We start from the raw sequence: 14,082 nt of genomic DNA, 5'->3' as shown, positions 1-14,082 counted from the left end.
GCTACCGCTTCGAGCGAACGGGAGAGATCAGCTTCCGGACGCCAGATTCAATATACAAGTAACCAAAGAAAGCAGCTCGTCACCGCCCGCGGTCACACGCAATTTGGGTAGTTCTCTCGTTCCAGGTGGCACTCGCCTAAAGAGTGCCCTCAAAGGACTAACGGGGCTTGGATCGCGCGCGGTCTGCCGCCCGAAAACGCTGAGGACACTGGTGCAGCACGAAAGAGCTTCGGCACAGCGCTACGCGCTGCCGCCGGGTATGCAAGGGAAACCAACGTGCGGCACTTGCGGAGAGATGGAGACGTTAGTAGAGAAGCACGCGCAGACCCGATTGACCGGTCGGCCGCGAAGCGGGCTGGAGCTATTTGGTGCTGAACCCGTTTGGTGTGTGGTGCGATGGTTCAGACCGTGCGCGATCCAAGCCCGGTTGGGCCTATGAGGGCACTCTTTAGGCAGCCCACGATGGACGAGAGGACTACCCAAATTGCGTGTGACCGCGGGCGTATCAGTAGCTGCTTTCTTTGCTTACTTTCTTTGCAGCAGCAAAGAAAGTGAGTGCCGCCCCGCACAGGGGCAATGCTGATAGACCGACACGAAAACGGGATCCGGCGAAATCAAAAGCCAAAAGCCAAAAGCCAAAAGCAAAACCCCAAAAAAAAGCGCCGCAGGCATAACCCACGACGCTCAGCGTTTGCCCAAACGCCCAAAGACCCAAAAAACCCAACGAAAAAAATTACTTAGTCCAGGACTCCACCCGATCCCCATGCGCGCTGATCCACGCATCCGCCGCCGCCTGCGGCTTCTCTCCATTTTGCGTCGCCAGCATCACGCTATCGATCTCACCCGGCTTCCACTGAAACTTCTTGAGGAATGCCACCACCTGCGGCGCCTTCTTCTCCAGCTCCGGATTGATCACGTTATCGACGTGCTCCGACTCACCGAACACCTTCTTCGGATCCTCGAGGAACTTGAGCTTGTACTTCGCGAACATCCAGTGCGGCTTCCAGCCCGTCACGATGATCGGCTTATTGGCCGCTTCGGAACGCGCCAGTTCCGCCGTCATCGCCGAACCCGAGCTCGGCAGCAGCTTGTAGTCGAGGTTATAAGCCTTGATCGCTTCGCTCGTCTTCTGCATCACGCCCGCGCCCGCATCGATGCCCACGATGCGCGAATCGAATTCCGCCTTCTTCGCCTCGAGATCGCTCAAGCTGTTGACGTCGACGTTCTCCGGCACGATCAAGCCGATTTTCGCGTCCTGAAAGTTCGGACCGAGATTCACGACCTTCGACTTGAAGTTGTTCCAGTACGCGCCATGCGTGACCGGCAGCCACGCCGACAGCGTCGCGTCGAGATCGCCGCGCGCCACGCCCTGCCACATCACGCCCGCGGCCACCGGCACCAGTTGCACCGGATAACCCAGCTTCTTCTCGATCACGCGCGCCGCCACGTTCGACGTCGCCACGCTATCGTCCCAGCCCTCGACATAACCGATTTTGATCGTCGGCTTATCCGCGGCGTTTGCCATCAGGCTCGATGCGAGGGCGGCGCTCATCGCCCCCAAAACGAGCATTCTTCTCATCGGTTTCATTTGGTTTCCCCTTAGCGGCCCCACGCCGTGTAGCGAACAGAATCACCAGCCAGAATTGACGCGTAGCGCACTTTTCCGACACTCAGTTGTCAAGAAACGACGCGCCCCTCAGGGCTTACTTGTCGACGACGAGATCGCTCATAGGCTTGCTGCAGCACAGCAGCACCATGCCCTGATCGATCTCGCGCTGACGTATGCCGCCCGCATGCTTCATGCTCACTTCGCCCGACACGAGCTTGACCTTGCACGTCCCGCACATGCCCTGCGTACACGACGATGGCAAGCGCACGCCCGCCTTCTTCGCCGCATCGAGCACATGTTCGTTGCTGCCGCATTCGATGTCGCGCCGGCTCTTCGCGAAGCTCACCTTGAACTTCGTATCGACGACGGGCGCGGCTTCAACAGGCGCTTCGATGATCTCGACGGGCTCTGTCGGCGCAGGCGCAAAGCCGACCGCGTCCTCGCGCGCTTCGACGAAATCCGTCTGCGCCGCAAGGGCCTCGGCGACATGCGCCGTCGTCAGTTCAGCCGCGACTTCCTCGACGACGCCGAACGAGAAGCTCTCCTCGTGATAATGCTTGCGATCGAAACCACCTGCATCGAGCAGATCGCGCACCGCCTTCATATACGGCGCCGGGCCGCACGTGAAGACTTCGCGCTCGAGAAAGTCCGGCGCGATCAGCTTCAGGAGCGGCAGCGTGAGAAAGCCCGTCACGCCCGGCCAGTTCGTGCGCGTGCCGACCCGCTCGCACACGAACGCCGTGCGGAAGTTCTTGTGATTCGACGCGATGAGATCGAGCTCGCGCGCAAAGATGATGTCATCCGGCGTGCGCGCGCTATGCACGAACACGATGTCGGCATCGTCGCCGAGTTCGTGATGCGCGCGGCTCATCGACATGAGCGGCGTAATGCCCGAACCCGCCGACAAGAACAGATACTTGCGCGCCGGATGACGCGCGCACGTGAATTCGCCCGATGGCCCGAGCACGCGCACCGTCGATCCCGCGACGAGGTTATCGTGCAGCCAGTTCGACACCGGTCCCCCCGGCACGCGCTTCACCGTGATGGAGATCGTGTGCGGGCGCGTCGGCGCGGACGAGATCGTATAGCAGCGATTGATCTGCTCGCCGTTGATCTCGAGCTCAAGCGTGATGAACTGCCCCGGCTCGAAGACGAACGTGCGCTCACCCGGCGCCTTGAAGAAAAAGCTCTTGACGTCGTGCGTCTCCTGCCGGACGTGACAGCAGACGAGCGTCTCGTCCGTGTCGCAATTCCAGCGCACGGGCAGCGTCCCCCAGAACTTCGGCTGGGTCACGCGGCTGTCGGTCGGCTCGAAAGTAGCCTGATCGCGCATCATGTTCTACTCCTGCTACGAGGCTGTCAGCGCATGAAGGAAACGACTTTCTCACCGAGCGACGCATCGACGCCGTGCTCGGGCGTATCGGCGTAATCGGCAAGACGTCCGATGTACCACTCGCAAAACTTCTCGACGAGACCTTCCGTGAACGGAGAGTACGGACCCGGTTCGTAGGCGTTGCTCGCGACGCCGAGTTGCGAGTACTCGACGAGCGTGCGGTCCTGATCGTTCGTCGCGCGCCACACGGCGGTGAGATTGTCGACGTCGTAATCGATGCCTTCGCGCGCGTCCTTGTGCACGAGCCACTTCGTGCGGACGAGCGTTTCCCCCGATGCAAGCGGAATCACGCAGAACGTCACGATGTGATCGCTCATGAAGTGATGCCACGAGTTCGGCTGCGTCCAGAACGACAAGCCGCCCAGGTCCGCGCGCTCGAAGCCGCCGAGCAGTTTCTTCGATGCGACTTTCGCATCGAGCGTCTGCGATTCGCCATCGCGATCGAGCGGCAAACGTTGCGTGCGAAAGCCCGTCACGAGATCGGCGAGGCGTTCGATTTCCGCGGACGGCAGGCACATCGCTTCCCATTGCTTCGTGCGCTCTTCGACGGTCTTCTCGAACGCCGCCATGCCTTCTTCGTTCGCGGGCGAGCGCTGATAGCCGAAGCCGTATTCGTAAAGCGAAATGGTCAGCTCTGGATGATTCGCGACGCAGTGATAGCACTCGCGATTGTTCTCCATCGTGAGCTTCCAGTTGCCCTTCTCGACGATATCGATGCTCGCCGCGATCTTGCAATCCTTCAGACCGTGCGGCGCGAGATACGGCTCCATCGCTTCGCGCATCACGGCGAAATCGGCGGGCGGTTCATCGGCGAGACAGACGAAGATGAGGCCCGCGAGATTCTGGACATGCACCTTCTTCAGGCTGTGCTTGCAGCGGTCGAACTGGTCGCCCATGTGCTCGGCGAACATCAGATCGCCGGAGAGGTTGTAGGTCCAGCTGTGATACGGGCACACGATATTGCCGAGCGAGCCCTTCTCCTGATTGCACAGGCGCGCGCCGCGATGCCGGCACACGTTGTAGAAGGCGCGTATTTCCATATCGTCGTCGCGCACGATCAGGATCGAATCGTTGCCGATCTCGATCGTCGTGTAATCGCCCGGCTCGGGAATGTCCGGCTCGACGGCGACCTGAATCCAGGTCTTGCGGAAGATGGCATCGAGGTCGAGCGCGTGAATCTCTTCGCTCGTGTAGAACGGCGCCTCGAGCGTGTGGCCCTTTTTGCGGCGTTCGATCATTGCGCGAACGTCTGCCGAAACTTTCATCGTGTGCACCTGTATGTGGGTCGATGTGGGTCGAGAAATCAGTAATCGACGAGTTGATGCTCGCGCAAATACGCCAGAATCACTTGTGCTTTTTCGACGGAACTCCCGTCAATTACGACGCTTCCGCCGCGGCTTTCGGTCGTCGTCGCGCCGAGCATGCGCGCGTGGCCCGAGCGCTTTTCCGGCGCGGCGAGTTTCTTGGGCTTGGCCGTCACCGGGCCGATGCGCCACGCCGTGCTTTCCTTGTCGACGGGCGCGCTCGCGGCGACCGGCGCGACGTGGCCTTCGCGCATGCGCGCATAGGCGTAGCGCGGCGCGGCGTTGGCCAATGGATGCACGGCGACGAGCGCGGGCAGCGGCGCGCGCACGCGTCGGCGCAAGCCCTTCGGCATGAACTGGCGCACTTCGACGCCTTCCTTCGTCACGCTGACATCGACGGCCGCGCCGACGAGCGGAACGTTCAGCGCATCCGCGAGCTTGTACGGCAGCGTGCCGCTGTCGTAAGCGCCTTCGGCGCGCGTGCCGGTGAACACGAGCTCGTAACCCGCAAGCCTTTGCGCGAGGGCCGCACACGCATCGCCTTGCGTGTTGAGCACTTCGACTTTCGACGCGCCGAGCGCGAGATATTCCTGCAACGCCGGATTAGCCGGATCACCCGCGTGCAACACGTCGAGTTGCGCGCCGTGCGTCTTCGCGATGCCGATGGCGATGGTCAGCGCGGCGGCGTCGTTGCGGCTGTAGCACGCCGCGCCGCTGACGGGATGACGTCCGGTGGAGACGAGAACGGCGATCTTCATGCAGCGACTCCTTCGGCGATGTGCGCGGTCTGCGCGATCGATCCGCCGCTGGCACGCGCGGCGCGTGCGGCGGCGGCGGCATCGGTCAGTGCCTTGATCGTTTCCTGCGTGTCCGCGACGATCGTCAGATTCGCGCGCTTCGCGATCGGCGCGCTGGCGTCGAGATTCACGGCGATGACGTGGCGGCAATCCTTGATGCCCTGCAAGTGCTGCACCGCGCCCGAAATGCCGAACGCGATATACACGCTCGCCTCGACCGTCTTGCCGGTCGCGCCGATCTGCTTGTCGCGCGTGAACTTGCCATCGTCGACGGCGACGCGGCTCGCGCCGATCGCCGCGCCCAGCGTGCCCGCGAGCGCTTCGAACGCGGCGATGTCCGACACGCCGTTGCCCGCCGACACGATGAAGTCCGCTTCCTCCAGCGCGACCTGCGCCGCGTCCATCTCTTCGATGCCGAGATCGACGTAAGCGCTCGCTTTCGCCGCCGGCACGATGCCTTGCGGATTCATCGCCTCGCCCGCGCCGACGAAGGGCAGCTTCGCATCGACGGCATGAGCTGCAAGCAAAACCATGTCGGGCAATGCACGCGATGCAAGCGCGCGACCCGCCTGTGCATACGACGCGACATGCGCTGCATCGATTTCGACGACCTGCGTCGCGATGGACGCATCGGCGCGTGCGGCGTAGCGGCGGCCGAGATCGCCGTCGCCGGTTGCGTTGTCGGGCATGAAGATATGCGCCGGTCGGAACGCAGCGACGCAGGCGGTCAACGCGCGCACTTCTTCGTCGGGCGCGTAGTTGCGGCGATCGAACTCCGGCAGCGCGACGTAGCGATCCGCGCCGAGCACGGCGGCATCGTCCTTGAACTCGCCGAACGCGATCAGCACGACTTCGGTCTGATCGTCCGCGAGCAAGGCGGCGGCCGCGAGCGCCTGGCGCGCGTGATCGTCGAGCGCGCCGCGATCCGTGTGCGCCGCGACGAGCAGCGAACGCGTCGCGGGCTTCGTCGTGCGGCGCGGCTTCGTCGCTTCCTTGTGGCCGCCGTGCGTGAAGTTCAGCACGACGCCATTGCCGATTTCGCCGAGCGTGATGCGCTTCAGTCCATCGGCCGTGATGACGAAGGGACGGCGCGGATCGATTCGTTTGATGTCGTTGTTCATCGCTTCACTCCAAGGCCGCAGCGACGAGTTCCGCCACGTCGAGCACTTCGGGACGAGGACCGACCACGCCTTCCAGCATCGCGGTGCATTGCGGGCAACCGACCGCGACGACTTCCGCGCCGACCGACTTCGCATCCGCGATGCGGATATCGGGAATGCGCTGCTTGCCGGGGATATCCGTCAGCGGCGCACCGCCGCCACCGCCGCAGCAACGCGCGCGCATGCCATGACGCTCCATCTCGACGACCTTGATGCCAATGGTCTTCAGCAACTTGCGCGGCGCTTCCGTCTCGCCGTTGTAGCGGCCGAGATAGCACGGATCGTGGTACGTGATTTTCTTGTCCGCGAGCACGGCGGCGGCCTTCGGCGTGAGCTTGCCGCTCGCGACGAGCTCCGCCATGAACGCCGTGTGATGCTGCACTTCGTAGTAGCCGCCAAGCGCGCGATATTCGTTGCGCAAGCTATGCAGCACATGCGGATCCGCCGTGACGATGCGACGGAACTGGTATTGCGACAGCGTGTTCATCAGCTTCGATGCGCATTGCTGGAACGTGGCTTCGTCGCCGAGACGCCGCGCCGTGTCGCCCGTATCCGTTTCGACGCCGCCGAGCACCGCGTAATCGACGCCCGCCTTGTTCATCACTTTGGCGAGCGCGCGCAGCGTGCGCTGATAGCGCATGTCGAATGCGCCTTCGCCGGCGATCAGCAGAACATCGACAGGGCGTCCCGGCTGCGCGACCTGCACTTGCAAATCCACCGACCAGTCGTAGCGCGCGCCGATATCGAAACCGTTCTGACTGCCGGTCTCGCGCAGGTTCGCGAGCGTGATCGGGCCTTTGCCCGGCACATCGCCTTCGACGAGCGTTTGATTGCGGCGCATGTCGACGATCGCATCGACGTGCTCGATCAGCATCGGGCACTCCTGCACGCACGCGCGGCACGTCGTACACGACCAGATCGTGTCCGCTTCGATCATCTGCGAGATGAGCGGCTTGGCCGGACCGCCGGAATGCCTGCCGACGGGAATGCCGGGTGTCGGGCTACCCGCGTATTGCGAGTCCGATCCGCCGACCATGCCGACGACCAGATCCTGAATCAGCTTCTTCGGATTCAACGGCTGACCCGATGCGAACGCGGGACACGCGGCCTCGCACTTGCCGCACTGCACGCAGGCATCGAAGCTCAACAACTGATTCCAGCGAAACTCGACCGGCTTGCCGACGCCATATTCCTTCGCATCGAGCACGGGCTTCTTGAGCGCCGTCGGCGGCACGACTTCGCGTTCGTTCTCGTCCTTCGCGTGAAAACGCTCCTGACGCGGATGAAAGGCGAGATGCAGCAGACCCGCCATCGCGTGCTTCATCGGGCCGCCTTGCGCCGCGCCGAAGGTCATCGTGTACGCGCCCGCCGCGATCAGCAACGCGACGATGATCGCGAGCGCGCCGGACATCCACGATGCAGGCAGCAGCATGAACAACGCGAGACCGAGCGCGAACGAACCGAGCAGCAACGGCAGGCTGTCCCACGGTCCATGCGACAGACGCGCGGGCACGTCCTTCGCGCGACGCCGCTTGTACACGAACATCGCACCGACGAACATGATGATCGCCGCGAGGAAAATCGCGCGGTCGAGCCACACCGAATAGATCGCGAGACCGTAGTTGATGAAGACGAGCGCCATCGCGAGGATCGCGCCACCCGCGGTCGCGACGTGCGTCTTCGCGATATACGGATCGCGCGCCACGACATGATGCAGATCGACGAAATAGCGCTTCGGAATGGTCAGCAGATTCGCCCATCCATAGGCGCCGGCCGTCGTCGCGCGGCCTTCGCGCCAGTACGCTGCGCGCTTGAGCAAGGCGAACGCGAGGCCCGCCATCGAAAGCCACAACAGCGCGGTGATGACAAACACGGGGTTCATCGTCGAATACCTCGTCAGAAGTCTTTGCAGAGGCGCAGCGAATCGTAGATCGCGCTGTGGATGTTGTGCATCGAGATGCAGTCGCCGACGCGGAACAACAGGAAGCGTCCGTTCCCGAGCTCTTCGCTCAACGACGGCTGCGGTAGCGATGCGAACAGCGTGTGCACGTCGATCTGTCCGCGATTGAGCGACTCGGGCTTGAGCTTCCAGTAGAGCGCGTCGTTCGGCGTGATGCCGTTCTCGATCACGACCTGATCCACCGCGCGCTCTTCCTGCTCTTCCGTGTACTCGTTGCGGATCACGGCGATCTTCTTGCCGTTTTCCTCGTAGACCTTGTCGAGCCAGTAGTTAGGCGTATGAATGACGCCTTGCGCATAGAGACGGCGATAGAAGATCGGGAACGTGGTGCCGCCGGTGTCGTCGGCGACTTTGACATCGGGCGTGACGATCTCGACGTTATTGCCGCGCGACGCGATGAAGTCCGCTACGCCCGCGCCCGCATGAGTCGATACGCCGTCGTAGACGAGCACGTTCTTGCCCGGCTCGACCTTGCCCGAAAGAATGTCCCACGAACTCACGGCGAGACCTTCTTCGACGCCCCACGCAGGGACCTGATCGGTGAACGACGAACCGCCCGTCGCGAGCACGACGATGTCCGGCTTCTCTGCCATGATCATCTTCTCGTCGGCGGCGACACCGAGACGGCGATCGACGCCGAGGCGCTTCGTTTCCATGTCGAACCAGCGCACGATGCCGGCCATTTGCTCGCGCTGCGGCGCTTTCGCGGCGAGCATGATCTGACCGCCGACATAATCGTTCTTCTCGAACAGCACGACATCATGACCACGCGAACGCGCGACGCGCGCCGCTTCGAGACCGGCAGGCCCCGCGCCGACCACGACAACCTTGCGCTTCGGGCCACGCGTCTTTTCGATGACGTGCGGCATCGTCTGTTCGCGCGACGTCGCGGCGTTCTGCACGCACAAAACGTCGAGACCGTTGTACTGGCGATCGATGCAATAGTTCGCGCCGACGCACTGCTTGATTTCGTCTTCGCGGCCATCGCGAATCTTGATGACCATATGCGGATCGGCGATCTGCGCGCGCGTCATGCCGACGAGATCGACCATGCCGTTTGCAAGCAGACGCTCGGCCTGTCCCGCATCGCGAATGCTTTGCGCATGCATGATCGGCAGCTTCACAACCGACTTGATGCCCGCGGCGAGATGCACGAACGGCTCGGGCGGCAGCGCCATCGGCGGCATGCAGTTGGCGAGCGTGTTGTGCGTATCCGCGCCCGAACCGATCACGCCGACATAATCGATGAGGCCGCTTTCGGACATCGCCTGCGCGATCTCCTTGAGGTTCTCGTGCGAGAGACCGTCTTCATGAAATTCGTCGCCGCACATGCGCAGGCCGACGCAGAAATCCGCGCCCACTTCTTCACGCACGGCCTTCAGCACTTCCATCCCGAAGCGCAGACGATTCTCCAACGAACCGCCCCATTCATCGGTACGGAAGTTGGTGCGCGGGCTCCAGAACTGATCGATCAAATGCTGATGCGCCGCCGAGATCTCGATGCCGTCCATGCCTGCATCCTTCACGCGCCTCGCGGCCGCCGCGAAGTCCTGGATGATGCGCTTGATCTCTTCCACTTCGATGATCTTCGCGTTGCCGCGATGCACCGGCTCGCGCACGCCCGACGGCGACATCAGATGCGGCCAGTGCTCGCCGTGCCATGCGGAGCGGCGGCCCATGTGCGTCGCCTGAATCATGATGAACGCGCCATGACGATGCATGGCTTCGGCGAGACGCGAGAGCGGATCGATGACCTTGTCGGTCGCGAGGTTCACCGACTTCCACCAGCCTTGCGGACTGTCGATCGACACCGGGCTCGAACCGCCGCACACGGCGAGGCCGACGCCGCCCTTCGCTTTCTCCTCGTAATAGCGGATATAGCGGTCGCCGGGCAGACCGCCCGGTTCGGCATAGACCTCCGCGTGCGCGGTGCTGACGATGCGGTTGCGCAACGTGAGCTTGTTGAGCTGAAGAGGCTTGAAAAGGTTCGGGTAACGCATCGCGATCGACCTCGGAGTTGAGCTTTGCTTACAGCGGCGACACTTCAAATACGCAATGCGAATGGCCTTCCGCCGCGCATTGGGTTTCGATCGACTTCGAGCGCGGACCTTTCTTCGCACTGTCGGGAGCCGTGTCGTTGACCCAGTCCATCGCGCCCGCGAACCAGCCCGCGAACATGTAGCAGAGCTTGCCCTCTTTGCCGGGCTGCGCGAGCACGAACGACGAGTTATGCAGATGAATGCGCGCATGCGATGTCGCAGGATCGGCTTCGACGATCGTGAAGAGTCCCCATCCACGTTGCGACAGGCGCTTCAGGTAATGCTCGAAGCACGCCATGCCGCTGATGCCGTGCTTCTCGGCTTCCTTGTCGCACCAGTGATACGCGGACTTGTAGCCGGCCTTGTAGAGAATCTCGGCATACGTATCGCGGCCGAGCGCTTCTTCGACGGCGACGTGATTGTTCGTGAAGAAGTGGCGCGGCACGTAGAGCATCGGCAGCGCGTCGGTGGTCCAGACGCCGGTTTGCGGATCGACATCGATAGGCAGTTGCGGTTGCATCGCGGGGTTCCTCTTTATTTGTCGTTGACGGTCAGACGTTCCAGACTTCGCCGAAGAAGCGCATCCAGTTTTCGCCCATCACTTTCTTGATGCGCGATTCGCTCCAGCCGGCCTTTTCCATTGCAGCGGTGAGGTTCGGGAATTCGCCGATCGTGCGAATGCCTTCCGGATTCACGACCTTGCCGAAGTTCGTCAGGCGGCGATAACGGCCCTTGTCGTGCGTGATCCAGTCGAAGAATTCGGTGCTATAGCCTTGTGTGAAGTCCGTGCCGATACCGACGTTGTCTTCGCCGATGACATCGATGGTGTATTCGATCGCTTCGAGATAGTCATCGACCGTTGCATCCGGGCCTTTCTTGAGGAACGGCGAGAACATCGTCACGCCGACGAAGCCGCCCGCATCGACGATCTCGCGCAGTTGATCGTCGCTCTTGTTGCGCGGATGATCCTTGAGTCCCGACGGACAGCAGTGCGAGTACGTGACGGGCTTCTTCGAGCAGGCGATCGCATCGGAAGACGTCTTTGCGCCGACGTGCGAGAGATCGACCATGATGCCGACGCGATTCATCTCGTGAATCACTTCCTTGCCATAACCCGACAGACCGCCGTCCGGTTCATAGCAACCCGTGCCGACGAGGTTCTGTGTGTTGTAGCAAAGCTGGACCACGTTCACGCCCAGCTCCTTGAACACTTCGATATAGCCGAGGTTGTCCTCGAACGCATACGAGTTCTGGAAGCCGAAGATGATGCCGGTCTTGTTTTCCTTCTTTGCGCGCAGGATGTCGTCGGTCGTGCGGACGAGCGTGAGAATTTCGCTGTATTCGCGGATCTGCTGCTTCATTTCCGCGATGTTGTCGATGGTCTTCTGAAAGTCTTCCCACACCGACACGGTGCAGTTCACGGCGGTGACGCCGCCCTTTCTCATGTCTTCGAACACGGAGCGCTCGAACTTCGAGATGTTCAGTCCGTCGATGATGATGCTGTCGTTGTGGAGGGTGCTCATCGTGGTGTGCTCCGTGTCGCCTGAGAGGTGGGGGTCGTTCGACGTCGCTTTCGTCGTTGCGTCTATTCTTGACTTTCGCCCTGCCGGTCAATTTACGAATTCAGACGTGTTCTTTACCTTTTCCGACATGCGCGTCTGTTTTCGACAAGTGGCGAATTCCTTTTCGGTGTAGCGAATTTTTTGTGTGGGCTGTTGCACTGCATCGGAACGATCGTGCGCTGCTGCAGTGCATGTCTTGCGGCGCCTGGCCCCGCGTCAGTGCGAGCGCGCAGCGGAGCATGCGCGATGCCCTTCATCGATCAGGGTTTAGCCTGATGGCATGGTAGTTGCACTCGCAACCAAAATTGCAAGCGTGGTAAGCGCCGCGCATGACGGCGCCACTCAATAGATTCCAAGGAATCAGTTCTCACATGTCCTCCGATCGCACGGCGTCGCTGTCACACTTCGCGTTCATGCCGCTTCCCAACTTCACGATGATCGCGTTCACCAATGCGATCGAAGTCCTGCGCATGGCGAACTACTTGACGGGGCAGCCGTTGTATCGCTGGTCGATCGTGAGTCCGGAGGGCGGGCCGGTGACGGCGAGCAACGGGCTTTCCGTCGATACCGGTCCGGTGGAATGCGTGGGGCAGCCCGACATCGTGTTCGTGGTCGGCGGCATCGACGTGCAGCGTGCGACTACGCCCGCGCATCTTTCTGCCTTGCGCCGTTTCGCGCGCACGGGCAGCGTGCTCGGCTCGCTTTGCACCGGCACGTATGCATTGGCGCGCGCGGGCTTGCTCGCCGGCTATGCGTGCGCGATTCACTGGGAAAACATGTCGGCGCTTAAAGAAGAGTTTCCCGACACGCGCTTTCTCAAAGAGCTGTTCGTGGTCGATCGCGATCGCGTGACGTGTACGGGCGGCGTCGCGCCGCTCGACATGATGCTGAACTTGATCGCGGCACGCGTCGGCACCGCGCGGGTGACACAGATCGCGGAGCAGTTCATCGTCGAGCATGTGCGCGATACGAGCGCGCAGCAGCGGATGCCGCTCGTCGCGCGTCTGGGGTCCGCGAACAAGTCGCTCTTCGAAGTCATCTCGCTGATGGAGAACAACATCGAAGAGCCGTTGTCGCGCGAGGAACTGGCGCGGCTCGCGGGCATGTCGCAACGGCAACTGCAGCGGCTATTCCGCGAACATCTCGGCATGACGCCGACGCATTACTATCTGACGTTGCGCTTGCGGCGCGCGCGTGAATTGCTGCTGCAGACCGACATGTCGATCATGCACATCACGATGGCGTGCGGTTTTCAGTCGGCGTGTCATTTCTCGAAGAGCTATCGCGATGCGTTCGGCACGGCGCCGACGCGCGAGCGGCGCAAGCAGGTGCCGCCGCTGGCTGCCGTTCCCGCGATGGTGGCCTGAGCGTTCAGATCGCCATGTGAAGGCGCGTTTCGCAGACTTCGCATCCGCCGAGTCTTTCGGTGCGGAACACGCCGTCCAGTGCAAAGCCGAGCGCCTTGTAGAAGCGCAGGCCGTGCACGTTTTCTTCGAGCGCCCAGAGCGTCATTTCCCGATAGCCTTCGCTTGCCGCGGCGTTGATCGCTTCATCGATCAGCATTCTTCCCGCGCCCTGGCGCCAGTGTGCCGGGTCGATATAGATGGCTTCGATTTCGGCATCCGTTCTGCCTTTGTCGTTATCGCGTGACGGGCCCCATGCGATCCATCCGAGCATGATGTCGTCGCGTTCGGCGAGCATTATGCGGGGCATGCCGCGCGCGATCAGCTCGGACCAGAGGGCACGGCGTTTCGGAATGGAAAGCGAATTGAGGTATTCGGCGGGGAAGATGGAACGATAGGCGGCCTGCCAGGCCTTCACGTGGATGCGCGCGATTTCCGCAGCATCGGAGGGGGCCGCCAGGCGGAAGGAAAGCGCGGTTCGGAGGTAATCGGCCTTCATGCGTCCTAGTATGACGCGGTTTTCTTGCTTTTTGCCTTGTGGTTTTCGCTTGGTTCGGGTTTTGCCGGATGCCGGTTTCTTCCGGGGGCCGGTTTGGCTTGGCGTGGGTTTCGCCGGAGCCCGGGTTGGGTTGGCTTGGCTTGGTTTCGCCGGATCCCGTTTTCGCGTCGGTCTATTAGCACTGCCCCTGTGCGGGGCGGCACTCACTTTCTTTGCTGCTGCAAAGAAAGTAAGCAAAGAAAGCAGCTTCCGATACGCCCGCGGTCACACGCAATTTGGGTAGTCCTCTCGTCCATCGTGGGCTGCCTAAAGAGTGCCCTCAAACACCTAATCGGGCTTGGCTCGCGCACGGTCTG

11 protein-coding genes are annotated in these 14,082 nt (G+C 62.0%); 1 reads left to right on the top strand and 10 read right to left on the bottom strand.

The features are described from left to right. Positions 1–733 precede the first annotated feature (733 nt). From NCR93_RS13860 to NCR93_RS13820, 9 genes are all read right to left on the bottom strand, one after another. Positions 734–1,552, bottom strand: coding sequence for a glycine betaine ABC transporter substrate-binding protein (locus NCR93_RS13860; RefSeq protein WP_412135661.1), 819 nt, complete (start codon positions 1,550–1,552; stop codon positions 734–736). 151 nt (positions 1,553–1,703) lie between these two features. Then, positions 1,704–2,945, bottom strand: a complete 1,242-nt coding sequence (locus tag NCR93_RS13855) for an FAD-binding oxidoreductase (RefSeq protein WP_372492632.1) — start codon at positions 2,943–2,945, stop codon at positions 1,704–1,706. 23 nt (positions 2,946–2,968) lie between these two features. Next, on the bottom strand, positions 2,969–4,267 hold the full coding sequence (locus tag NCR93_RS13850; protein WP_175982385.1) for an aromatic ring-hydroxylating oxygenase subunit alpha: 1,299 nt from the start codon (positions 4,265–4,267) through the stop codon (positions 2,969–2,971). Between the two features lie 38 nt (positions 4,268–4,305). Further along, positions 4,306–5,064 (bottom strand): adenine nucleotide alpha hydrolase family protein, encoded by a 759-nt coding sequence (locus NCR93_RS13845; RefSeq protein ID WP_175982384.1) that lies wholly within the window; start codon positions 5,062–5,064, stop codon positions 4,306–4,308. After that, positions 5,061–6,224 carry an electron transfer flavoprotein subunit alpha/FixB family protein gene (locus NCR93_RS13840; protein WP_175982383.1) on the bottom strand — a complete coding sequence of 388 codons (1,164 nt, stop codon included), beginning with the start codon at positions 6,222–6,224 and terminating at the stop codon, positions 5,061–5,063. Before NCR93_RS13840 ends, NCR93_RS13845 begins: the two co-directional genes overlap by 4 nt. 4 nt (positions 6,225–6,228) lie before the next feature. Then, positions 6,229–8,145, bottom strand: coding sequence for a (Fe-S)-binding protein (locus NCR93_RS13835; RefSeq protein WP_175982382.1), 1,917 nt, complete (start codon positions 8,143–8,145; stop codon positions 6,229–6,231). 14 nt (positions 8,146–8,159) lie between these two features. Continuing rightward, positions 8,160–10,223 (bottom strand): NADH:flavin oxidoreductase, encoded by a 2,064-nt coding sequence (locus NCR93_RS13830; protein ID WP_175982381.1) that lies wholly within the window; start codon positions 10,221–10,223, stop codon positions 8,160–8,162. A 28-nt stretch (positions 10,224–10,251) separates the two neighbouring features. Continuing rightward, positions 10,252–10,782: a DUF5943 domain-containing protein gene (locus tag NCR93_RS13825; RefSeq protein ID WP_008354152.1), complete on the bottom strand. Its 531-nt coding sequence runs from the start codon at positions 10,780–10,782 to the stop codon at positions 10,252–10,254. A 31-nt stretch (positions 10,783–10,813) separates the two neighbouring features. Continuing rightward, positions 10,814–11,785, bottom strand: a complete 972-nt coding sequence (locus tag NCR93_RS13820) for a dipeptidase (RefSeq protein ID WP_008354153.1) — start codon at positions 11,783–11,785, stop codon at positions 10,814–10,816. Between the two features lie 410 nt (positions 11,786–12,195). On the opposite strand from NCR93_RS13820, the gene NCR93_RS13815 reads away from it, so the two are divergent. Further along, the gene (locus NCR93_RS13815) at positions 12,196–13,191 is read left to right on the top strand and encodes a GlxA family transcriptional regulator (RefSeq protein WP_008354155.1); all 996 of its coding nucleotides are present in this window, start codon (positions 12,196–12,198) and stop codon (positions 13,189–13,191) included. Between the two features lie 4 nt (positions 13,192–13,195). Here NCR93_RS13815 and NCR93_RS13810 read toward each other — a convergent pair whose 3' ends face one another. Continuing rightward, positions 13,196–13,963 carry a GNAT family N-acetyltransferase gene (locus NCR93_RS13810; protein WP_239295574.1) on the bottom strand — a complete coding sequence of 256 codons (768 nt, stop codon included), beginning with the start codon at positions 13,961–13,963 and terminating at the stop codon, positions 13,196–13,198. Between the last annotated feature and the right edge of the window lie 119 nt (positions 13,964–14,082).

The sequence above is a fragment of the Caballeronia sp. ATUFL_F1_KS39 genome (assembly GCF_023630985.1).
In the GTDB taxonomy this organism is placed as follows: domain Bacteria; phylum Pseudomonadota; class Gammaproteobacteria; order Burkholderiales; family Burkholderiaceae; genus Caballeronia; species Caballeronia zhejiangensis.
Note: the sequence above shows the minus strand (reverse complement) of the source record. Positions and strands in the feature narration are given on the sequence as shown.

Bases quoted from the DNA above. Each gene is read 5' to 3' on its own strand.
- NCR93_RS13840 (WP_175982383.1), bottom strand. From the start codon at position 6,224: ATGAACAACGACATCAAACGAATCGATCCGCGCCGTCCCTTCGTCATC.
- NCR93_RS13830 (WP_175982381.1), bottom strand. From the start codon at position 10,223: ATGCGTTACCCGAACCTTTTCAAGCCTCTTCAGCTCAACAAGCTCACG.
- NCR93_RS13860 (WP_412135661.1), bottom strand. From the start codon at position 1,552: ATGAGCGCCGCCCTCGCATCGAGCCTGATGGCAAACGCCGCGGATAAG.
- NCR93_RS13850 (WP_175982385.1), bottom strand. From the start codon at position 4,267: ATGAAAGTTTCGGCAGACGTTCGCGCAATGATCGAACGCCGCAAAAAG.
- NCR93_RS13825 (WP_008354152.1), bottom strand. From the start codon at position 10,782: ATGCAACCGCAACTGCCTATCGATGTCGATCCGCAAACCGGCGTCTGG.
- NCR93_RS13815 (WP_008354155.1), top strand. From the start codon at position 12,196: ATGTCCTCCGATCGCACGGCGTCGCTGTCACACTTCGCGTTCATGCCG.
- NCR93_RS13820 (WP_008354153.1), bottom strand. From the start codon at position 11,785: ATGAGCACCCTCCACAACGACAGCATCATCATCGACGGACTGAACATC.
- NCR93_RS13855 (WP_372492632.1), bottom strand. From the start codon at position 2,945: ATGATGCGCGATCAGGCTACTTTCGAGCCGACCGACAGCCGCGTGACC.
- NCR93_RS13845 (WP_175982384.1), bottom strand. From the start codon at position 5,064: ATGAAGATCGCCGTTCTCGTCTCCACCGGACGTCATCCCGTCAGCGGC.
- NCR93_RS13835 (WP_175982382.1), bottom strand. From the start codon at position 8,145: ATGAACCCCGTGTTTGTCATCACCGCGCTGTTGTGGCTTTCGATGGCG.